Source organism: Streptomyces sp. NPDC059169 (assembly GCF_042755225.1).
GTDB lineage: Bacteria > Actinomycetota > Actinomycetes > Streptomycetales > Streptomycetaceae > Streptomyces.
This window is the reverse complement of the sequence record NZ_JBHZCF010000002.1, coordinates 389,658-410,145: the sequence shown is the minus strand read 5'-3', so window position 1 is coordinate 410,145 and position 20,488 is coordinate 389,658. Positions and strand designations below refer to the sequence as shown.

Sequence of the window (20,488 nt, the reverse complement as noted above, 5' to 3'; positions counted from 1 at the left end):
TCCTCGGTCAAAAGTGTGCAGCTGCGTGTCGGGCGTCCGGCCGTGCTAGCCGACGGCCCCTTCCATCTGCAGCTCGATCAGCCGGTTGAGCTCCAGCGCGTACTCCATGGGCAGCTCCTTGGCGATCGGCTCGACGAAGCCGCGCACGATCATCGCCATCGCCTCGTCCTCGGAGAGACCGCGGCTCATCAGGTAGAAGAGCTGGTCCTCGGAGACCTTGGAGACGGTGGCCTCGTGGCCCATGGAGACGTCGTCCTCGCGGACGTCCACGTACGGGTAGGTGTCGGAGCGGGAGATCGTGTCGACGAGCAGCGCGTCGCACAGCACGTTGGACTTCGCGCCCGGAGCTCCCTCACCGATCTCGATCAGACCGCGGTAGGACGTGCGGCCGCCGCCGCGGGCCACCGACTTGGAGACGATGTTCGACGAGGTGTTCGGCGCCATGTGGACCATCTTGGCGCCGGCGTCCTGGTGCTGGCCCTCGCCCGCGAAGGCGATGGAGAGCGTCTCGCCCTTGGCGTGCTCGCCCATGAGGTAGACGGCCGGGTACTTCATCGTGACCTTGGAGCCGATGTTGCCGTCGACCCACTCCATGGTCGCGCCCTCGTAGGCCACGGCGCGCTTGGTGACCAGGTTGTAGACGTTGTTCGACCAGTTCTGGATGGTCGTGTAGCGGCAGCGGGCGCCCTTCTTGACGATGATCTCGACGACGGCGCTGTGCAGGGAGTCCGAGGAGTAGATCGGGGCGGTGCAGCCCTCGACGTAGTGGACGTAGGCGTCCTCGTCGACGATGATCAGCGTCCGCTCGAACTGGCCCATGTTCTCGGTGTTGATCCGGAAGTAGGCCTGCAGCGGGATGTCGACGTGCACGCCCTTCGGCACGTAGATGAAGGAGCCGCCGGACCACACCGCGGTGTTGAGCGAGGCGAACTTGTTGTCACCGACCGGGATGACCGTGCCGAAGTACTCCTGGAAGAGCTCCGGGTGCTCCTTCAGCGCGGTGTCGGTGTCGAGGAAGATGACGCCCTGGGCCTCCAGGTCCTCGCGGATCTGGTGGTAGACGACCTCGGACTCGTACTGGGCGGCGACACCGGCGACCAGGCGCTGCTTCTCCGCCTCCGGGATGCCGAGCTTGTCGTACGTGTTCTTGATGTCCTCCGGCAGGTCCTCCCAGGACTCCGCCTGCCTCTCGGTGGACCGCACGAAGTACTTGATGTTGTCGAAGTCGATGCCGGACAGGTCGGAGCCCCAGTTCGGCATGGGCTTCCTGTCGAACAGCTTCAGGCCCTTCAGACGCAGCTTCAGCATCCACTCGGGCTCGGACTTCTTCGCGGAGATGTCGCGGACGACGTCCTCCGAGAGACCGCGCTTGGCGGAGGCGCCCGCGGCGTCGGAGTCGGCCCAGCCGTATTCGTACTTGCCCAGACCCTCGAGTTCAGGGTGGGCAGTCTCCGTGGGGAGAGTCATGCGGGGTTCCTCCCGGCCTTGCTTGCAGATGCTGGTGAACTGGTCTGTTCGGACTTCTGGATGGTGCTGGTCTCGCGGGCCACGTCGCCGGGCCGGTGGCCGCCCTTCGGGATGAAGGTCGTGCACACCCCGTCGCCGTGGGCGATCGTGGCCAGGCGCTGCACGTGGGTCCCGAGCAGGCGGGAGAAGAACTCGGTCTCCGCCTCGCACAGCTGCGGGTACCGCTCGGCCACGTGGGCGACGGGGCAGTGGTGCTGGCACAGCTGCTCGCCGACCGGTGCATTACGCGCCGTGGCAGCGTACCCGTCGGCGGTCAACGCCTTGGCCAGGGCCTCGGTGCGCTCCTCGGGGTCCGCGGCCTCCACGGCCTCGCGGTACGCCCCGGCCTGGGCCTCGATCCGGTTCCGGGCGAACGCCGCGACGGCGGCTTCCCCGCCGGCGTGCTCCTCGATCCAGCGGAGGGCGTCCACCGCGAGGACGTCGTACGACTGGTCGAAGGCGTCCCGCCCGCAGTCGGTCAGGGCGAACACCTTGGCGGGCCGACCACGGGTGCGTGCTCCGTACACCCGCTGTTCGCGGGCGACGACGACGTCGTCGGAAACGAGGGCGTCGAGGTGACGACGGACGGCCGCCTGTGTGAGCCCGAGGCGGCCGGCGAGGTCGGCGACGGTCGAGGGCCCGTGGTCCAGGATGGATCGCGCGACCCGGTTGCGCGTCGAACGCTCCCCGGTCGCGGCGTCCTCCTGAGGCGTCTCCCGCCTACCCTCGCCGTTTTTCACAACGCCATTGTTGCGTAATTCCCGAGAGAGTGACAAGCCGCACCCTGGCGACCGAACGGTGCCGTGCATCACTTAGGGAAACCTAACCTGACCTGCGGAAATGATCGTTCACGGGATCGATGCGCAATGACCCCGCGGCGGCCACCGGGGGTTCGCCCACGGTCCCGCGAGCCTGTGACCGGCGCTTTGTGTGTGCCCGCGGGGCCGACCGAAGACCTCGCGGAGCGAAGGTCACGGCCGGCGGACCGCGTGTCGCCGGACGGCTACAGCAGCCCCTCGGGGACCTCGCCCTGCGGAGTCAGCTCGTCGACCACCCGGGGGAGGGCGGCGGCGAGCCGGTCGGCCGCCTGCTCCGGGGAGACCCCGGCCTGCTGGGCGACCCGGTCGAGGACCTGGTAGGGCAGCGCCTGCGCGATCTGCGGACCGCTGACGGACGCGTTCTCCCCCGTCCCGATCCACGATCGCACCGCGTCGGCCAGACCCCCCTCGGTCAGCTCGTTCACCAGCCCTTGGAGCTCGTTGCCACCGCCCTGCCCGCTGTCCCCGACCTCGCCGAACAGAGTGGCGAGCATGGTGACCGCCCCGGGCTCCGCGCCGCCCAGCAGTCCGCCGAGCCGGCGTTCGAGGTCGTTGTCCGCCATGGCTACCGCCCTTCCCGGAGGGTTCCCACCGCCGTGCGGGCCGTCCGCCCGGCGTGCCCCAAGGACTACCCCGGGCACGGTGGTACGGTCCGCCGGACCGCACGGTTCACCCACACGTGGCCGGGCACCTGGCATCAGGACCGCTCCCCGGGGGTGCGGGTCACGGTCCGCCCGCGGGAGTGCGCGAGGCGCGCGAAGGCGGTGGCGTCCCGGACGGCGGCCCCGCCCGGATCGTTGTTGAAGAAGGCGAAGACGTCCGCCCGGTCCGGCCACGCCTCGGCGATGCGTCCCGCCCAGGAGGCGAGCGCCTTGCGTCCGTACGCCGGCCACGGCTGAGCACGCCCCTCGTGGAACCGCACGTAACCCCAGTCGGCTGTGCGCCACAACGGCGTCAGCGGCCGCGACCGCCGGTCCGCCCAGCACAAGGCCGCGCGGTGGCGTTCCAGCACGTCCCGGACCTCCTCGGTCCACCAGGACGCGTGCCGGGGCTCGACGGCCACCCGCACCCCGGGCGGGAAGCAGCCGAGCGCGGTGTCCAGGTCTCCCGGGGCGCAGCGGAGGGTGGGCGGCAGCTGCAGGAGCACCGGCCCCAGCCGCTCCCCGAGGCCCTCGGCGTGCTCCATCAGCCGGCGGACCGGCTCCTGCGGGTCGTGCAACCGCTTGATGTGCGTGAGGTAGCGGCTCGCCTTCACCGCCATGACGAACCCCTCCGGGGTCCGGTCGCGCCAGTCGGAGAAGGTCCTCTTCTCGGGAAGCCGGTAGAAGGCGTTGTTGCTCTCGACGGTGGCGAAGCTCCGTCCGTACTCCTCCAGCCAGAGTCGCTGCGGCAGCCCTACGGGATAGAGCACGCCGCGCCACTCCCGGTACTGCCACCCGGAGGTGCCGATGAGCACGGGCATGGAGTGGTCCTTCCCCGTGGCCCCGGGGCTCACCCGTCCGGCGGAGGCGTACGCGTGAGCCCCCGCGCACCCCCGACCGCCGTCCCCGGTCGTGGCGAGTTCCGGACCCGGCCGCCCGGGACCCCTCCGCGGCTCCTTAGACTTCCCCGCATGAACAACGAGTCCGTCGTCCGGGTACGGGGCCTGGTCAAGCGGTACGGAGCCAAGACCGCGGTGGACGGGCTCGACCTCGACGTCCGCGCCGGTACGGTGACCGCCGTCCTCGGCCCGAACGGCGCCGGGAAGACCACCACCGTCGAGACGTGCGAGGGGTATCGCCGGGCCGATGCCGGCACCGTCCGGGTCCTGGGCCTCGATCCGGTCGCCGACGCCGCACGACTGCGGCCCCGGATGGGCGTGATGCTCCAGTCCGGCGGTGTCTACTCGGGCGCCCGCGCCGACGAGATGCTCCGTCACATGGCCAAGCTGCACGCCCACCCACTCGGCGTGGACGCCCTGATCGAGCGCCTCGGCCTCGGCTCCTGCGGCCGTACGCCCTTTCGGCGGCTGTCCGGCGGACAGCAGCAGCGGCTCGCCCTCGCGATGGCCGTCGTCGGCCGACCGGAGCTGGTCTTCCTCGACGAGCCGACCGCCGGGCTCGACCCGCAGGCCCGCAGGTCGACCTGGGACCTGGTGCGCGAGCTGCGCGCGGACGGTGTGACCGTCGTGCTCACCACCCACTTCATGGACGAGGCGGAGGAGCTCTCCGACGACGTCGCCATCATCGACGCGGGTCGTGTCGTCGCCCAGGGCAGCCCCGAGCGACTCTGCCGCGGCGGCGCCGAGAACACCCTGCGCTTCACGGGCCGCCCCGGCCTCGATCTCGGCTCCCTGCTGAAGGCGCTGCCGGACGGCACGGCCGCCGCGGAGCTGACGCCGGGGGCGTACCGGATCACCGGCACGGTCGACCCGCAGCTGCTCGCCACCGTCACCTCCTGGTGTGCGCAGCACGGCGTGATGCCGGACGGCATCTCGGTCGAGCGCCACACCCTGGAGGACGTCTTCCTGGAGCTGACGGGGAAGGAGCTGCGGGCATGACCGCGGAAGTAACCACGGACATCGCGACGGGGTCGGGGGCGTACGGGCCGCGGCCGGGTGCCGCGCCCGTCGGCCGGATGATCGCGGCGCAGGCGTCGCTGGAGACGAAGATGCTGCTCCGCAACGGAGAGCAGTTGCTGCTGACCGTGATCATCCCTTCGCTGCTGCTCGCGCTCTTCTCGACGGTCGACATCGTCGACACGGGTGCCGGTCGCGCGGTCGACTTCCTGACGCCCGGTGTCCTGGCCCTCGCTGTGATGTCGACCGCCTTCACCGGCCAGGCCATCGCGACCGGCTTCGAGCGCCGCTACGGCGTGCTGAAGCGGCTCGGCGCCTCGCCGCTGCCGCGCTGGGCGTTGATGACGGCCAAGACGCTCTCCGTGCTCGCCACCGAAGTACTGCAGATCGCCCTGCTGACGCTGATCGCCTTCGGTCTGGGCTGGTCGCCCCGGGGCGGGCCGTTCCCGGTCCTCGTGCTCCTCGTCCTCGGCACGGCCGCCTTCTCCGGGCTGGGCCTGCTGATGGCGGGGACGCTGCGGGCCGAGGCGACGCTCGCCGCGGCCAATCTGGTCTTCCTGCTCCTGCTGGTGGGCGGCGGGGTCGTCGTCCCGCTGGACAAGTTCCCGGACACGGCCCAGTCGGTGCTCGGCCTGCTGCCGATCTCGGCACTCTCCGACGGACTGCGGGAGGTGCTCCGGCACGGCGCGGCGATGCCCTGGGGCGACGTCGGGATCCTGGCCGGATGGGCGGTTCTCGGGCTGGGAGCGGCGGCGAGGTTCTTCCGCTGGGAGTGACGGGCCCCGGCCGGGGGCGCGGCGGGCACGCCGACCGCGGCGCCGCCCCTGCCGCCCCACCGGAGGCGTCGCTTCCGGGCAGGCTCTGGGCCCGGGGGCGGGTGCCCGGGAGGGCTGCGAGCGGCCCGTGTGAGGGAGTCCACGGGGGTGGTCCGCCCCGCCCGGCTCGCCCCTCTCGCCCCCCTCGTGAAAGCTTGCACAAGCGGGCGCCTACGATGGTCGCCGTGCTGACCCCCCTCGCCTTCATCGCCCAGCGTTGGACGCCGTCCCCTCGGACGGTCCGGCGCGCCGCGCTCTCCGCCGTCGTGATGAGCGTGGTCATCATCGTCACCGGTGGCGCGGTACGACTGACCGGCTCCGGTCTCGGCTGCGACACCTGGCCCAAGTGCACGGACGACAGCCTCTTCGCCACGCCCGAGCAGGGCATCCACGGTGCCATCGAGTTCGGCAACCGGATGCTGACGTACGTCCTGTCGGCCGCAGTGGGCTGGGCGATCATCGCCGCACGGTCGACCAAACCGTGGCGGCGCGGGCTGACCCGACTCGGCTGGGCCCAGTTCTGGGTCGTGATGAACAATGCCGTCATCGGCGGCATCACGGTGTGGGCGGGCCTCAACCCGTGGACCGTCGCGGGGCACTTCCTGGCCGCCAACGCGCTGCTGACCGTGGCCACGATCACGTGGATCCGGTCGGGCGAGGGCGACGGCGAGCAGCGGCCCCGGGTGCCCCGTCCGGTACGGAAGCTCTCCTGGGTCCTCACGGTCGCCGCGGCGCTGCTCGTCGCCGCGGGCACGACGGTGACGGGCTCCGGCAAGCACGCGGGGGACAGCAGCGACGTACCGCGGATGCCGTTCGACTGGGTGAACGCGGCACACGTGCACGCGGCCTTGGCGTGGTTGGTGTGTGCGCTCGCCGTGGCGGTGTGGCTGGCGCTGCGGGTGGTGGACGCCCCCGACGACACCAGGGCCCGGGCCCGTGAACTGCTGGTCGTGCTGCTCGCCCAGGGCGCCCTCGGATACGTGCAGTTCTTCGCCGGTGTTCCCGAGGTGCTGGTCGCCGCCCACATGCTCGGCTCCTCGTTGATGTGGATCGCGGTGCTGCGGGTGGCGCTCAGCCTGCGGGAGCGGCCGCTCGCGCCCGCCGGCGCGCGCGAGTCGTCGGATCCGGAGCTCCAGGCGGTCTAACCGGCGGGACCGGCGAGACCGTACACGCGGTGCGCGTTGCCCGAAGCGATCATTCCGGCGACCCGCTGGGCATCGGAACGGCACCAGGCGCCATCGGCCACCCAGCCGCCGACGACGCGACCGAGTGCTTCCCGGAAGATCCGCGCACCGACGACGTGCAGTTCCGGCAGGCCCCGCGCGCCACTGGAAAAGAGCAGCTTGCCGAACGGCGCGATTTCCAGCACCTCGGCGAGGACGGAGGCGGCCCCGGCTCCGGTGTGGGCGAGCGCCGGGCCGACGTCCGCGTACACGTGCGGGAAGACACTCGCCAGATGGGCGGCGTGCCGGTGGTACGGGTAGCCGTGCAGCAGGACGAGATCGGTGCCGAGGCCCGTTGTCGCCGCGGCGAAGTCGGTGAGCAGCAGCGGGTCGCCGACCCCGACGTGGAGCTGCAGCGGACGGCCCGAGGCGACGGCGATCCAGAGCAGGTGCCTCAGCAGGACGGGGTCGTCGAGCCGGCCGCCGACCTGACGGTCGGCCAGCCACCGCCCCGTGGCGCCCCGCACCTCGCCGGGGCCGGGCGGTTCGGGCACGAGCGCGGTGCCGTGCCGCACGCCGGCGACCGAGGTGAAGGCAACGGCTGATCCGGCCGCGCCGTGGACGGCTTCGGCGAGATTGGCGAGGAAGCCGTCCACCGTTCCCGAGGTGTCGGCGACCTGCTGGGCGAGTAGTTCGAGCCGGACGATCTCGTGTGCGTCGGCCGCGCCCGCCGCGGCGATCTCCGGTACTCCCGTGAGGTCGCCGGGGAGCCCGGTGTCCACCAGGTAGGTGGAGATGCCGGTGGCCCTGAGTAGCCGCCGGCCGGATTCCAGTACGCCCAGTTCCCTGCGCCGGGCCAGGTAGCGGGCGGGCGGGCAGTGCGGTTCCAGGCCGAGCAGAGGGGGGCACCAGCGCCGTACGGCGAAACCCGTCTGGGTGTCGAAGAAGGTGGTACCGGGCGCGGGCGGGCCGGACGTCCTGCCCAGGTGGCTCTCGAAGGTGCCGAGGCCCAGCTCCGTGCGGAGGACGCCGTGGCAGTACTGATCCACCAAGAACGGCGTATCGATCATCCCGGGGCTCCCAGCGCTGGACGTGGTTCCACCCGTCCTAACGGGTGAGCCCCGTGCAAGGTGTTGCCCGGTACGGCACAGGCAAGACGCCGGACGCCCAGCGCCGCGGCGGGCGCACGTGGGCGTGCGAGAGCCGCTCCACCGGCGGAAGGTGCTCGACGCACCGTGCCGGTGCGCGCCGCTCTCAGCCGTTCGACGGACCGCCGACCTGGATGCCGGCCATGCGGGTCCACTCGTAGGGGCCGGTGCGCACCTTCAGGGCGAAGTCCCCGTCGAACGCCTCGTGCATCGTGAGACCGGACTTCTCCGCGGCGCTGACGGCGATCGCGTGGGTCGGCGCGACGAGGTCGCCCCAGCCGCCGTCCTCCCCGACGAGCACGATGCGCGTGCCCATCTGCCCGATGTACGCGAGCTGGCCCTCGGCGCCGCCGTGCGCCTTGGCGAAGGCGCCGATCTGCTTGGCGAGCTTCGCCGCCTTCCGCTCGGCGCGGACGTCGTGCTGGGGCTGGGTCTCGTCGACCTGCTGGGTATCTGCCATACCCGGAATGCTACTCGCCGGTAGTTATCGGAGGAAGGGGTCCACGGCCACTGCGACGAAGAGCAGCGAGACGTAGGTGATGGACCAGTGGAACAGCCGCATTTCCTTGAGCCTGCCGCCCGTGACACCGGCCTTGGCCCGACCCTGCAGTGCGTGCGCCTCCCAGAGCCACCAGCCACCGGTCACCAGCGCGACCGCCGTGTAGAACCAGCCGGTGTAGCCGAGCGGCGTCAGCAGCAGGGAGACGGCGACCATCACCCAGCTGTAGACGACGATCTGGCGCGCGACGACCTTGTTCGACGCGACGACCGGGAGCATCGGGACGCCGACGCGCGCGTAGTCCTCCTTCACCTTCATCGACAGCGGCCAGTAGTGCGGCGGAGTCCAGAAGAAGATGACGAGGAAGAGGATGACGGCGGCCCAGGACATCGAGTTGGTGACCGCTGACCAGCCGATGAGCACCGGCATGCAACCGGCGATCCCGCCCCAGACGATGTTCTGCGCCGTACGCCGCTTCAGCAGCATCGTGTAGACGACGACGTAGAACAGCAGTGCGCCGAGGGAGAGGGCGGCGGACAGCCAGTTGACGAGCAGTCCGAACCACAGCGTGGAGACCGCGGCCAGGGTGAGACCGAAGACCAGGCCCTCACGCGGTGTGAGTACGCCGGTGACCAGGGGGCGCTGGGAGGTGCGGTCCATGAGCGCGTCGATGTCCCGGTCGATGTACATGTTGAGGGCGTTGGCACCTCCCGCGGAGAGGTAGCCGCCGATGCAGGTGGCGACGACCAGCCACAGGTCGGGCACGCCCTGCGCCGCGAGGAACATCACGGGTACCGTGGTGATCAGCAGCAGCTCGATGATCCGCGGCTTCGTGAGCGCCACGAATGCCTTGACGCGGGCCCCGAATGGCCGATGGCCCCCTGGGCTGGGAGTCAAGACGACCCCTGCGGGTCGGGACTCGACGGCCGTCACGCACACCCCTGACAGAGAAATCCCAGCAAGCTCCTTAGGGGCGCCTCCCATGCCGGAAGGGCTGCGAAGGCGTGAAGAATCCCCGATGAGGGCTTGCGCGTACCACGCCACTCTAGACGTTGGCCGCAGGCCGATCTTCGCGGGGGTGGGGTCGTGTTGAGCGGTGCCGCGACGCCGTGCGTAATCACCGGCAGGAACACCGACGAGAACCCCCGTTGGAGCACTGACGACGGGCACAGTCGAGCGGGCGCCTGCACGCTTGTTGATGTGTCCGGTGGCAGAGACGGACAGCCGAAAGGACGCACGTTCCTGCGAGGGTAGGCTCGACAACGCCCGGTACATCCGTACGTCACCGGGACCCGAACATGTGGAGAGGAGCCCTGACCCAGGGTGAGCACCAAGCCGACCACCACAGACCTCGAGTGGACCGCATTGGACCAGAGGGCCGTGGACACCGTCCGCGTCCTCGCCGCTGACGCCGTACAGAAGGTCGGCAACGGCCATCCGGGTACGGCCATGAGCCTGGCCCCCGCCGCATACGTCCTCTTCCAGAAGCTGATGCGGCACGACCCCGCCGACGCGGACTGGACCGGTCGCGACCGGTTCGTCCTCTCCGCCGGGCACTCCAGCCTGACCCTCTACATCCAGCTCTACCTCGCCGGCTACGGCCTGGAGCTGGACGACCTGAAGGCCTTCCGCACCTGGGGGTCCAAGACCCCGGGCCACCCGGAGTACGGCCACACCGTGGGCGTCGAGACCACCACCGGCCCACTCGGCCAGGGCGTCGCCAACGCGGTGGGCATGGCCATGGCAGCCCGCTACGAACGCGGCCTGTTCGACCCGGACGCGGCGCCCGGCACCTCACCGTTCGACCACACCGTCTACGCGATCGCGGGCGACGGCTGCCTGCAGGAGGGCATCTCGCACGAGGCGTCCTCGCTGGCCGGCCACCAGAAGCTCGGCAACCTCGTGCTGCTGTGGGACGACAACCACATCTCCATCGAGGGCGACACCGAGACCGCCGTCTCCGAGGACACGCTGAAGCGCTACGAGTCCTACGGTTGGCACGTGCAGCGCGTCGAGCAGCTGCCGAGCGGCGACCTCGACCCGGTCGGCCTGTACGACGCACTGAAGGCGGCCCGGGAGGAGACCGAGCGCCCCTCCTTCATCGCGGCCCGCTCGATCATCGCCTGGCCGGCGCCGAACGCGCAGAACACCGAGGCGTCCCACGGCTCGGCGCTCGGCGAGGAGGAGGTCGCGGCGACCAAGCGCGTCCTCGGCTTCGACCCGGAGAAGCACTTCGAGGTCTCCGACGAGGTCATCGCGCACACCCGCGGCGCCCTCGACCGCGGTCGCGACGCCCGGGCCGAGTGGGAGAAGGGCTTCGCCGCCTGGCGCACCGCCAACCCCGAGCGCGCGGCCGAGTTCGACCGCATCCGCGCCGCCGAACTGCCGGCGGGCTGGGAAGAGAAGCTGCCCGAGTTCGAGGTCGGCAAGAGCGTCGCCACCCGCGCCGCATCCGGAAAGGTCCTGCAGGCGCTGGGCGCGGTCGTCCCCGAGCTGTGGGGCGGCTCCGCCGACCTGGCGGGCTCGAACAACACCACGATCGACAAGTCGTCTTCGTTCCTGCCCGAGGGCAATCCGCTGCCGGAGGCCGACCCGTACGGCCGCACGATCCACTACGGCATCCGCGAGCACGCGATGGCCGCGGTGATGAACGGCATCGCGCTGCACGGCAACACCCGTATCTACGGAGGCACGTTCCTCGTGTTCTCCGACTACATGCGCAACGCCGTCCGCCTCTCCGCGCTGATGCACCTGCCGGTGACGTACGTGTGGACGCACGACTCGATCGGTCTCGGCGAGGACGGCCCGACCCACCAGCCGGTGGAGCACCTGGCCTCGCTGCGCGCCATCCCGGGACTGACCATCGTCCGCCCGGCCGACGCCAACGAGACCGCGATCGCCTGGGCAGAGATCCTCAAGCGCTACACGAAGAAGTTCGGTGTGGGCACCCCTCACGGTCTGGCACTGACCCGCCAGGGCGTGCCGACGTACGAGCCCGACGAGAACGCGGCGAAGGGCGGTTACGTGCTCTTCGAGGCCGAGGGCGGCGAAGCCCAGGTCGTGCTCATCGGTACCGGCTCGGAGGTGCACCTGGCCGTGGAGGCGCGCGAGCAGCTCCAGGCCGACGGCATTCCCACGCGGGTCGTGTCGATGCCGTCCGTGGAGTGGTTCATGGAACAGGACCAGGGGTACCGGGACACGGTGCTCCCGCCGTCGGTGAGGGCACGCGTGGCGGTCGAGGCCGGCATCGCCCTGACGTGGCACCGCTTCGTGGGCGAGGCGGGCCGCATCGTCTCGCTGGAGCACTTCGGTGCCTCGGCCGACGGCAAGGTGCTGTTCCGCGAGTTCGGCTTCACCGCCGAGGCCGTGGCCGCCGCCGCCCGGGAATCGATCGAAGCCGCCGCGCGCTGACGCCGGTATACGACTAGTAGGAGATGCAACTCTCATGACAGACGCACTCAAGCGCCTCTCCGACGAAGGCGTCGCGATCTGGCTCGACGACCTGTCCCGCAAGCGGATCACGTCCGGCAACCTCGCCGAGCTGATCGACCAGCAGCACGTCGTGGGCGTCACCACCAACCCGTCGATCTTCCAGAAGGCCATCTCGGGCGGTGACGGCTACGAGCAGCAGCTCACCGACCTCGCCGCGCGCAAGGTGACCGTCGAGGAAGCCCTGCGCATGATCACTACGGCGGACGTCCGAGACGCCGCCGACGTGCTGCGTCCGGTCTACGACCGCACCGGCGGTCAGGACGGCCGGGTGTCGATCGAGGTCGACCCGCGCCTGGCCCACCACACCGCCGCGACCATCGCCGAGGCCAAGCAGCTCGCCTGGCTGGTGGACCGGCCGAACACCTTCATCAAGATCCCGGCCACCAAGGCGGGCCTCCCGGCGATCACCGAGGTCATCGGCCTCGGTATCAGCGTCAACGTCACGCTGATCTTCTCGCTGGAGCGCTACCGCGAGGTCATGGACGCGTACCTGGCAGGTCTGGAGAAGGCGAAGGCCGCGGGCCTCGACCTGTCGAAGATTCGTTCGGTGGCGTCGTTCTTCGTGTCCCGCGTGGACACCGAGATCGACAAGCGGCTGGACGCGCTCGGCACGGACGAGGCGAAGGGCCTGCGCGGCAAGGCGGCCCTCGCCAACGCACGCCTCGCCTACGAGGCCTACGAAGAGGTCTTCGGCTCGGAGCGCTGGGCCGCGCTGGACAAGGCCCAGGCCAACAAGCAGCGCCCGTTGTGGGCCTCGACGGGCGTGAAGGACCCGGCGTACAAGGACACGCTGTACGTGGACGACCTGGTCGCCCCGGGCACCGTGAACACCATGCCGGAAGCCACGCTCAACGCGGTGGCCGACCACGGGCGGATCACCGGCGACACCGTGCGCGGAACCTACGAGCAGGCACGTGCCGAGCTCGCCGCCGTGGAGAAGCTCGGGATCGCCTACGACGACGTGGTGCAGCTGCTGGAGGACGAGGGCGTCGAGAAGTTCGAAGCGTCCTGGAACGACCTGCTCAAGTCGACGGAGGCGGAGCTCGAGCGCCTCGCTCCCTCGGAGGGCTGACCACTTTGACTCCCGCACACGGAGCGAATCCGCTCCGTGACGCCGCGGACCGACGGCTCCCGCGCATCGCGGGGCCGTCGGGCCTGGTGATCTTCGGCGTCACGGGCGATTTGTCACGCAAGAAGCTGATGCCTGCCGTTTACGACCTCGCCAACCGGGGGCTGTTGCCGCCGGGCTTCTCGCTCGTGGGCTTCGCCCGCCGCGAGTGGCAGGACGAGGACTTCACCCAGGTGGTGCACGACGCCGTCAAGCAGCACGCGCGCACACCCTTCCGCGAGGAGGTCTGGCAGCAGCTCATCCAGGGGATGCGCTTCGTTTCGGGCGACTTCGACGACGACGACGCGTTCGAAACCCTGAAGAAGACCATCGCCGACCTCGACCAGGTACAGGGCACCGGAGGGAACTTCGCCTTCTACCTGTCGGTGCCACCGAAGTTCTTCCCCAAGGTCGTCCAGCAGCTCAAGAAGCACGGCCTGGCCGAACAGAAGGACGGCTCCTGGCGGCGCGCCGTCATCGAGAAGCCCTTCGGTCACGACCTGGCCTCGGCCCAGGAGCTCAACTCGATCGTCCACGAGGTGTTCGACCCGGACCAGGTGTTCCGGATCGACCACTACCTCGGCAAGGAGACCGTCCAGAACATCCTGGCGCTGCGCTTCGCGAACACGCTGTTCGAGCCGCTCTGGAACCGGTCGTACGTCGATCACGTGCAGATCACCATGGCCGAGGACATCGGCATCGGCGGCCGGGCCGGCTACTACGACGGCATCGGCGCCGCACGCGACGTGATCCAGAACCACCTCCTGCAACTGCTCGCGCTGACCGCCATGGAGGAGCCCGCCTCCTTCGACGCGGACGCGCTGGCCGCGGAGAAGACCAAGGTGTTGGGCGCCGTGAAGCTGCCCAGGAACCTGGCCGCCGGCACGGTCCGCGCGCAGTACACCGCCGGCTGGCAGGGCGGCGAGAAGGTCGTCGGGTACCTCGAGGAGGAGGGCACCAACCCCAAGTCCAAGACCGACACCTACGCGGCGATAAAGCTGGAGATCGACAACCGCCGCTGGGCGGGCGTCCCGTTCTACCTGCGCACCGGCAAGCGGCTCGGCCGCCGCGTCACCGAGATCGCGGTCGTCTTCCAGCGCGCCCCGCACTCCCCCTTCGACCGCACGGCCACCCAGGAGCTGGGGCAGAACGCCCTGGTGATCCGGGTACAGCCGGACGAGGGCGTGACCCTGCGGTTCGGTTCGAAGGTACCGGGCACCTCGATGGAGGTCCGCGACGTCTCCATGGACTTCGCCTACGGCGAGTCCTTCACGGAGTCCAGTCCCGAGGCGTACGAGCGGCTCATCCTCGACGTCCTGCTCGGTGACTCCAACCTCTTCCCGCGCGTCGAGGAGGTCGAGCTGTCCTGGAGGATCCTCGACCCGATCGAGGAGTTCTGGGACAAGCACGGCAGGCCCGCGCAGTACCCGGCCGGAACATGGGGTCCTGCCGAGGCGGACGAAATGCTCGCACGAGACGGACGGAGCTGGCGTCGGCCATGAAGATCGACCTTACGGACACCACGTCCGGAAAGATCAACAAGGCTCTGGTCCAGGGGCGGCGGGCGATCGGCACCCCTGCCGTCGGTATGGTCCTCACGCTCGTCATCGTCACGGACGAGGAGAACGCCTACGACGCGCTGAAGGCCGCCAACGACGCCTCCCGCGAGCACCCTTCGCGCACACTCGTGGTCATCAAGCGCGTCTCGCGCTCACCGCGCGACAAGGCCAAGGCACGCCTCGACGCCGAGGTCCGGGTCGGCGCGGACGCCGGCAGCACCGGCGAGACGGTCGTGCTGCGGCTGTACGGCGAGGTCGCCGACCACGCCCAGTCGGTGGTGCTGCCGCTGCTGCTGCCGGACGCTCCCGTCGTGGCGTGGTGGCCGGTGCACGCGCCGGTGGACCCGGCCTCCGACCCGCTGGGCGCACTGGCCCAACGCCGGGTCACCGACACGTACGCCTGTGAGCGGCCGATCGCCGAGCTCGCGGCCCGCGCCGAGGCCTACACGCCGGGCGACACGGATCTGGCCTGGACCCGGATCACCCCGTGGCGCTCGATGCTGGCGGCGGCGCTGGACCAGGCTCCCTGGCAGGTCACGGCGGCCGAGGTGGAGGGCGAGGAGTTCAACCCGAGCTGTGAACTGCTCGCCATGTGGCTGGCCGACCGGCTCGACGTGCCGGTCAAGCGCTCGGTGTCGGCGGGCCCGGGGCTCACGGCCGTACGGCTGGAGACGAAGCAGGGCCCGATCGTGCTGGACCGGGCCGACGGGTCACTGGCGACGCTCTCCATCCAGGGTCAGCCGGACCGCGGGGTGGCCCTGAAGCGGCGTGACACGCCCGAGCTGATCGCGGAGGAGCTGCGGCGACTGGACCCGGACGACATATTCGCCGCGGCGCTGCGGTTCGGAGTGGACCGGCTGAACGACGTGTCGGCGGCCGCGGAGGCCGCACCAGGCGCGCAGAAGAAGGTAGCGGCGAAGGCCCCGGCCAGGAAGGCGAGTGCGAAATGAGCGCCCCGCAGCTCGTCGTCCACCGCGACAAGGAGCTGATGGCGCGCGCCGCCGCGGCCCGGCTGATCACGAAGATCGTTGACGCCCAAGCCGCGCGCGGCTCCGCGTCGGTGGTCCTCACCGGTGGGCGCAACGGCAACGGGCTGATGGCCGCGCTCGCCGCCGCACCCGCCCGGGACGCCATCGACTGGTCGCGGCTGGACCTCTGGTGGGGTGACGAGCGCTTCGTCCCCGAGGGCGACCCGGAGCGCAACGACACCCAGGCGAGGGAGGCGCTGCTGGCCTCGGTGCCGCTGACTGCTTCCCGGGTGCATCCGATGCCCGCGTCGGACGGACCGTACGGCAACGACGCGGACGCGGCCGCAGCGGCGTACGCGGAGGAGCTGGCCGCCGCGGCGGGTCCCGAGGATCACGGCGACGTACCGACGTTCGACGTGCTGATGCTGGGGGTCGGCCCCGACACCCACGTCGCGTCCCTGTTCCCCGAGCATCCGGCGGTACGCGAGACCGAGCGCACCGTCGTGGGTGTCCACGGCTCGCCGAAGCCTCCGCCGACGCGCATCTCGTTGACGCTCCCGGCGATCCGGGCGGCACGTGAGGTGTGGCTGCTGGCAGCGGGTGAGGACAAGGCGAACGCGGCGCGGATCGCCCTCTCGGGCGCGGGAGAGATCCAGGCTCCGGCGGCAGGTGCCTACGGCCGGTCACGGACGCTGTGGTTGCTGGACTCGGCGGCGGCGTCCCAGCTGCCCCGGAACCTGTACCCGCCGGCGTCGCCCTGAGCGAGGAGACGTAGCGGGCTTCTGGTCCGTGCGGTCTGCGGTCCCTTCCGGGCCCGATCCGGATTCCGGGTCGGGCCCGGCCTCTCGGCCCACACGGCGAGTCCCGTCGAGGTCGCGGGGGCCGGCGCAGACCCGCTGTTGCGGTCACCCGGCCGCCCAGGGCGGCGCCCACCGGGCCGTCACGGATGCGGTGCGCGATCGAGGAACGGTTCCAGCAGCCCCGGCACCGCGCGCGAGGCGAAGTCCAGGCCTTCCTCCTCATCGGCGTCGTACACCGAGTACGCCCCGTTCCCGGCGGCCGTCGTCGCGGTCAGCGTGAGCAGACCGGCTCGGCGTTGGAACCAGCTCTGCTGCAACGTCCAACCGATGACGCCGGCGCGCTGCAGTGCGACCGTTCCGCGGCGCACGGTCCCCGAGCGGGCCACCAGATATCCCCCTTGGACACCGTGGCCGAGACCCCGGTACGCATCAAGCGCCAGCAGCACGGCGAGGGGGAGCAGCACGGCCGCCGAGGCCGCCGAGGCCCAGAGCAGCACGCGGCTCACGAGCGCCTCGGTCAGCAGCACACCCGCCACGGTCAGGGTGACCGGTGGCACCAGCGCCGCGGCCAGTGCCCAGCGCAGCCGCCGGGTGCGGGCCGCGCGCGGATGCGGGGTCAAGGACACACTCGTGGGTGACACACCCGTCTCACGGAGTACCTGTGCGGCCACCCCGACCGCGACGACCCGCGGCACGGCCGGCAGCAGCGTCTTGTGGTCGACGTGCTCGTCCTCGGCACCCTTCACCAGACCGGTGGCGATCGCGTCCACGCGCGCCGCGCCGCACAGCCGTACCCCGAGGGGCTCGACGAGCTCCACCCCCCGCAGCCGCTGCTCCTCGATGGTGACCGAACGGATCGTGAGGAGTCCCCGGCGGACCTGGAGGGTGCCGCCCGGTTCACGCTCCAGCCGGTAGTTGGACCACCCTTCGACCCAGAGTCCGAGGGATCCCGTCACGCCGACGACCAGGGCGGCGAGACCGAGCACGACGACGCCCCAGAACAGCGGTGCGTCACGGAACCGGCCCTCGGCCCATGTGAGCACCTCGCCCTGCACACCCAGCCATTCGCTGATCTTCATCACCGAACCGAAGGCCGCTGCCGCGAGCAGCGGGGCGACGAACGACGCGGGGGCGTACCGCATCCAGCGCAGGTCGAGGACGGCGATCTCGTCCTCCCGGTGACTGCTGTCGGCCCCCACAGCCTTACCGGCCAGCAGCTCCCAACGCAGCCGCTCGCCCTCGGCCTTGCTGACCGAGTCGAGCTCCAGCGTGGATTCGCCGCCGCCGGTGTGCTCGCCCGTGCCGATCCGCACCGTGACGAGTCCGAGGACGCGGAGCAGCGGACCGGCCGTCAGATCGACGCTGCGTATGCGTTCCCGGGCCAGGGAGCGGCGCTTCACCGTCAGCAACCCCGTGTGCAGTTCCACCCGCTCCGGCCCGACGCGGTACCGGGTGCGCCGCCAGCGGACGAAGTCCGCGATCGCGCCGGCCACGCCGAGTGCCAGGATTCCGGCGAGCACCCCGCCGACCACCTGCGCCCAGGACGTCCTGGCGAGCAGACCGGCGGTGGCGGGCAGTACGGACCCGCCCGCCATCGCCCCCATGACGACGGCCGTGACGAGCACGCTGCGCCGGTCGAGCTGTCGCCAGTCCTCCGCCGGAGCGCCCGGCACGCTCACGTCGCGTCCCCGGGCGTGGCCTGGGTGATCCGGGTCAGCCGCTCGGCCAGTTCCGCGGCGAGCTCGTGGTCGAGGCCGCCGATCCGGATCGCGCCCCTGGAAGAGGCGGTGGTGACGATGACCGTGGCGAGCCGGAAGGCCTGCTCCAGCGGGCCGCGCTCGGTGTCCACGGTCTGGATCCGGGACATCGGCGCGATCCGCCATTGCTGCCGGAAGGCGCCGGAACGCACGTACACCGCCGCGTCGGTGACTTCCCAGCGGTGGATCCGGTACCACCAGGCGGGGAGGAAGGCCGTACCGCCGAGTCCGAGGATCGTGACGGCGCCGGCTGCGGACAACAGCCAGACGCGGGCGGATCCGACGAACGCGCCGACGACGGCGAGTGCCAGGACCGGCACCAGCGTGCCCAGCAGGCACTGCAGCCGCCACCACGGGACGGCCCGTTCGTTCGGCGTGTTGGTCGGCGGCCGCAGCCGTACGGTTCCCTCCCCCCTCACCGGCTCACCTCCCGCGCAAGGTGCGGTAGGCGGCCACCAGCGCGGCGGTCGAGGCGTCGAGGTCCTCCCCACCGCGCCCCTCGGTCAGGACCGGCTCGATCCGCTTGGCGAGTACCTTGCCGAGTTCGACGCCCCACTGGTCGAAGGAGTCGATGTTCCAGACGGCTCCCTGAACGAACACCTTGTGCTCGTACAGCGCGACCAGTTGGCCGAGTACCGACGGGGACAGCACGGGGGCGAGGATCGTCGTCGTCGGGTGGTTGCCCACGAACGTCTTGTGCGGCACCAGTGCCTCCGCCACGCCCTCCGCGCGCACCTCGTCAGGGGTCTTGCCGAAGGCGAGCGCCTGCGTCTGGGCGAAGAAGTTCGCCATCAGGAGGTCGTGCTGGGCGGCGGGGCCGGGTGTCAGGTCCGGGACGGGGTTGGCGAAACCGATGAAGTCGGCCGGGATGAACTTGGTCCCCTGGTGCAGCAGCTGGTAGTACGCGTGCTGCCCGTTGGTGCCCGGCGTGCCCCAGACGACCGGACCGGTCTGCCAGTCGACGCGGTTGCCGTCGCGGTCGACGGACTTGCCGTTGGACTCCATGTCCAACTGCTGCAGGTAGGCGGTGAACTTGCTCAGGTAGTGGGAGTACGGCAGCACCGCGTGGGACTGGGCGTCGAAGAAGCCCCCGTACCAGACGCCGAGCAGCCCGAGGAGCAGCGGGACGTTCTCGGTGGGGGGCGCCGTGCGGAAGTGTTCGTCGACGAGGTGGAAACCGTCGAGCATCTCGCGGAAGCGTTCCGGGCCGATGGCGATCATCAACGAGAGGCCGATGGCCGAGTCGTAGGAGTAGCGCCCGCCGACCCAGTCCCAGAACTCGAACATGTTCGCCGTGTCGATGCCGAACTCGTCGACCTTCTCGGCGTTCGTCGACAGGGCCACGAAGTGCTTGGCGACGGCTTCCTGACCGGCGTTCAGCTGGCTCAGCAGCCAGTCCCGGGCCGAGGTGGCGTTCGTGATGGTCTCGACGGTGGTGAACGTCTTGGAGGCGATGATGAACAGCGTCTCCGCGGCGTCGAGCGCCCTGACCGTCTCGTGCAGGTCCGCGCCGTCCACGTTGGAGACGAAATGGAACGTCAGGTCCCGTGCGGTGTAGGAGCGCAGCGCCTCGTACGCCATCGCCGGTCCGAGGTCGGAGCCTCCGATGCCGATGTTGACGACGTTCTTGATGGGCTTTCCGGTGTGGCCGCTCCAGTCCCCGGAGCGCACCTGCTCGGAGAACGCGCTCATCTTGTCGAGCACCCCGTGCACCGCGGGGACGACGTTCTCGCCGTCCACCTCGACGACGGCCCCGCGCGGAGCGCGGAGCGCGGTGTGCAGGACGGCCCGCTTCTCGGTGATGTTGATCTTCTCACCGCGGAACATGGCCTCCCGCAGCCCTGCGACGTCGGTGGCCTCAGCGAGTTGACGCAGCAGTGCCAGCGTCTCGTCGGTCACCAGGTTCTTGGAGTAGTCGAGGTGGAGGTCGCCGACCTGGAGGGAGTACCTGCTGCCGCGACCGGGATCATCCGCGAACAGCTCCCGCAGGTTTGTGTCCGCCATCTGCTCCCGGTGCTTGCCCAGGGCAGCCCATTCGGGCATGCGGTTGAGCCTGGTGCGTCCTTCTGCGTTCATCTCGGACATCAGCCCACTTCTTCTCGTGCCTGCCTGCGTCCCCGCTGCTCTCCCAACCTAATTGATCTGGCGGGTGTGCGAGGCGAGGCGCTGCGGGCCGGTGCGCCGGCGGTCGGCCGCAGGGGGGAAGCGCGAAGCGGGAGGGCGACGCAGCGGGCCCAAGGGAGGGAGGGAGGAGGGAGAGGAGGCCACGCGGGAAGAACAAGGCCCATCCAGGTCCAC

The 20,488-nt window shown here is 70.7% G+C and carries 18 protein-coding genes; 8 read left to right on the top strand and 10 right to left on the bottom strand.

Translation table 11 applies throughout. The features are described 5' to 3' along the window. Positions 1–45: 45 nt before the first annotated feature. The 4 genes from sufB to ACFXOM_RS05645 form a co-directional block, all read right to left on the bottom strand. Entirely contained in the window at positions 46–1,467 is a 1,422-nt protein-coding gene (gene sufB, locus ACFXOM_RS05660) for a Fe-S cluster assembly protein SufB (protein WP_384935722.1), read from the bottom strand. Continuing rightward, positions 1,464–2,315, bottom strand: a complete 852-nt coding sequence (locus ACFXOM_RS05655; RefSeq protein WP_384935725.1) for a helix-turn-helix transcriptional regulator — start codon at positions 2,313–2,315, stop codon at positions 1,464–1,466. Before ACFXOM_RS05655 ends, sufB begins: the two co-directional genes overlap by 4 nt. Before the next feature lie 194 nt (positions 2,316–2,509). Then, entirely contained in the window at positions 2,510–2,887 is a 378-nt protein-coding gene (locus ACFXOM_RS05650; protein WP_384935728.1) for a YidB family protein, read from the bottom strand. A gap of 134 nt (positions 2,888–3,021) precedes the next feature. Next, the gene (locus tag ACFXOM_RS05645) at positions 3,022–3,786 is read right to left on the bottom strand and encodes a DUF72 domain-containing protein (RefSeq protein ID WP_384935731.1); all 765 of its coding nucleotides are present in this window, start codon (positions 3,784–3,786) and stop codon (positions 3,022–3,024) included. A gap of 150 nt (positions 3,787–3,936) precedes the next feature. On the opposite strand from ACFXOM_RS05645, the gene ACFXOM_RS05640 reads away from it, so the two are divergent. The 3 genes from ACFXOM_RS05640 (at position 3,937) to ACFXOM_RS05630 (ending at position 6,841) form a co-directional block, all read left to right on the top strand. Further along, complete coding sequence (locus ACFXOM_RS05640; protein WP_384935733.1) at positions 3,937–4,863, top strand: ABC transporter ATP-binding protein; 927 nt, start codon at positions 3,937–3,939, stop codon at positions 4,861–4,863. Beyond that, a complete protein-coding gene (locus tag ACFXOM_RS05635; protein ID WP_384935736.1) occupies positions 4,860–5,657 on the top strand; it encodes an ABC transporter permease in 798 nt (265 codons plus the stop codon). The genes ACFXOM_RS05640 and ACFXOM_RS05635 overlap by 4 nt, the downstream gene beginning before the upstream one ends. Before the next feature lie 215 nt (positions 5,658–5,872). Beyond that, complete coding sequence (locus ACFXOM_RS05630; RefSeq protein ID WP_385037033.1) at positions 5,873–6,841, top strand: heme A synthase; 969 nt, start codon at positions 5,873–5,875, stop codon at positions 6,839–6,841. Here the strand turns inward: ACFXOM_RS05630 and ACFXOM_RS05625 are convergent. The 3 genes from ACFXOM_RS05625 to ACFXOM_RS05615 form a co-directional block, all read right to left on the bottom strand. Then, positions 6,838–7,929 carry an amidohydrolase family protein gene (locus tag ACFXOM_RS05625; protein WP_384935742.1) on the bottom strand — a complete coding sequence of 364 codons (1,092 nt, stop codon included), beginning with the start codon at positions 7,927–7,929 and terminating at the stop codon, positions 6,838–6,840. The two genes, ACFXOM_RS05630 and ACFXOM_RS05625, sit on opposite strands and share 4 nt — an antisense overlap. A 184-nt stretch (positions 7,930–8,113) precedes the next feature. Continuing rightward, entirely contained in the window at positions 8,114–8,467 is a 354-nt protein-coding gene (locus tag ACFXOM_RS05620; protein ID WP_385037030.1) for a hypothetical protein, read from the bottom strand. A gap of 24 nt (positions 8,468–8,491) precedes the next feature. Then, positions 8,492–9,439 (bottom strand): heme o synthase, encoded by a 948-nt coding sequence (locus ACFXOM_RS05615; RefSeq protein WP_384935748.1) that lies wholly within the window; start codon positions 9,437–9,439, stop codon positions 8,492–8,494. Positions 9,440–9,829: 390 nt separating this feature from the next. Here ACFXOM_RS05615 and tkt point away from each other — a divergent pair, with 390 nt between their 5' ends. The 5 genes from tkt to pgl are packed head-to-tail and all read left to right on the top strand — an operon-like array spanning position 9,830 to position 16,394. Continuing rightward, positions 9,830–11,917, top strand: a complete 2,088-nt coding sequence (gene tkt, locus ACFXOM_RS05610; protein WP_384935751.1) for a transketolase — start codon at positions 9,830–9,832, stop codon at positions 11,915–11,917. 34 nt (positions 11,918–11,951) lie between these two features. Continuing rightward, complete coding sequence (gene tal / locus ACFXOM_RS05605; protein ID WP_384935754.1) at positions 11,952–13,070, top strand: transaldolase; 1,119 nt, start codon at positions 11,952–11,954, stop codon at positions 13,068–13,070. Between the two features lie 5 nt (positions 13,071–13,075). Then, entirely contained in the window at positions 13,076–14,608 is a 1,533-nt protein-coding gene (zwf, locus tag ACFXOM_RS05600; protein ID WP_384935757.1) for a glucose-6-phosphate dehydrogenase, read from the top strand. Then, positions 14,605–15,615 carry a glucose-6-phosphate dehydrogenase assembly protein OpcA gene (opcA, locus tag ACFXOM_RS05595; protein ID WP_384935759.1) on the top strand — a complete coding sequence of 337 codons (1,011 nt, stop codon included), beginning with the start codon at positions 14,605–14,607 and terminating at the stop codon, positions 15,613–15,615. Before zwf ends, opcA begins: the two co-directional genes overlap by 4 nt. Beyond that, on the top strand, positions 15,612–16,394 hold the full coding sequence (gene pgl, locus ACFXOM_RS05590; RefSeq protein ID WP_384935761.1) for a 6-phosphogluconolactonase: 783 nt from the start codon (positions 15,612–15,614) through the stop codon (positions 16,392–16,394). Before opcA ends, pgl begins: the two co-directional genes overlap by 4 nt. Before the next feature lie 179 nt (positions 16,395–16,573). On the opposite strand, the gene ACFXOM_RS05585 is transcribed toward pgl, so the two are convergent. From ACFXOM_RS05585 to pgi, 3 genes are read right to left on the bottom strand one after another with little or no spacing between them, the layout of a single operon-like run. After that, positions 16,574–18,112 (bottom strand): PH domain-containing protein, encoded by a 1,539-nt coding sequence (locus ACFXOM_RS05585; RefSeq protein WP_385037027.1) that lies wholly within the window; start codon positions 18,110–18,112, stop codon positions 16,574–16,576. Further along, complete coding sequence (locus ACFXOM_RS05580; RefSeq protein ID WP_384935767.1) at positions 18,109–18,609, bottom strand: PH domain-containing protein; 501 nt, start codon at positions 18,607–18,609, stop codon at positions 18,109–18,111. Before ACFXOM_RS05580 ends, ACFXOM_RS05585 begins: the two co-directional genes overlap by 4 nt. 4 nt (positions 18,610–18,613) lie before the next feature. Continuing rightward, entirely contained in the window at positions 18,614–20,266 is a 1,653-nt protein-coding gene (gene pgi, locus ACFXOM_RS05575) for a glucose-6-phosphate isomerase (protein ID WP_384935876.1), read from the bottom strand. Positions 20,267–20,488 lie beyond the last annotated feature (222 nt).

Excerpts from the sequence above, each read along its gene's own strand:
- sufB (WP_384935722.1), bottom strand. The coding sequence starts at position 1,467 with ATGACTCTCCCCACGGAGACTGCCCACCCTGAACTCGAGGGTCTGGGC.
- ACFXOM_RS05655 (WP_384935725.1), bottom strand. The coding sequence starts at position 2,315 with ATGCACGGCACCGTTCGGTCGCCAGGGTGCGGCTTGTCACTCTCTCGG.
- ACFXOM_RS05650 (WP_384935728.1), bottom strand. The coding sequence starts at position 2,887 with ATGGCGGACAACGACCTCGAACGCCGGCTCGGCGGACTGCTGGGCGGC.
- ACFXOM_RS05645 (WP_384935731.1), bottom strand. The coding sequence starts at position 3,786 with ATGCCCGTGCTCATCGGCACCTCCGGGTGGCAGTACCGGGAGTGGCGC.
- ACFXOM_RS05640 (WP_384935733.1), top strand. The coding sequence starts at position 3,937 with ATGAACAACGAGTCCGTCGTCCGGGTACGGGGCCTGGTCAAGCGGTAC.
- ACFXOM_RS05635 (WP_384935736.1), top strand. The coding sequence starts at position 4,860 with ATGACCGCGGAAGTAACCACGGACATCGCGACGGGGTCGGGGGCGTAC.
- ACFXOM_RS05630 (WP_385037033.1), top strand. The coding sequence starts at position 5,873 with ATGGTCGCCGTGCTGACCCCCCTCGCCTTCATCGCCCAGCGTTGGACG.
- ACFXOM_RS05625 (WP_384935742.1), bottom strand. The coding sequence starts at position 7,929 with ATGATCGATACGCCGTTCTTGGTGGATCAGTACTGCCACGGCGTCCTC.
- ACFXOM_RS05620 (WP_385037030.1), bottom strand. The coding sequence starts at position 8,467 with ATGGCAGATACCCAGCAGGTCGACGAGACCCAGCCCCAGCACGACGTC.
- tal (WP_384935754.1), top strand. The coding sequence starts at position 11,952 with ATGACAGACGCACTCAAGCGCCTCTCCGACGAAGGCGTCGCGATCTGG.
- opcA (WP_384935759.1), top strand. The coding sequence starts at position 14,605 with ATGAAGATCGACCTTACGGACACCACGTCCGGAAAGATCAACAAGGCT.
- pgl (WP_384935761.1), top strand. The coding sequence starts at position 15,612 with ATGAGCGCCCCGCAGCTCGTCGTCCACCGCGACAAGGAGCTGATGGCG.
- pgi (WP_384935876.1), bottom strand. The coding sequence starts at position 20,266 with ATGAACGCAGAAGGACGCACCAGGCTCAACCGCATGCCCGAATGGGCT.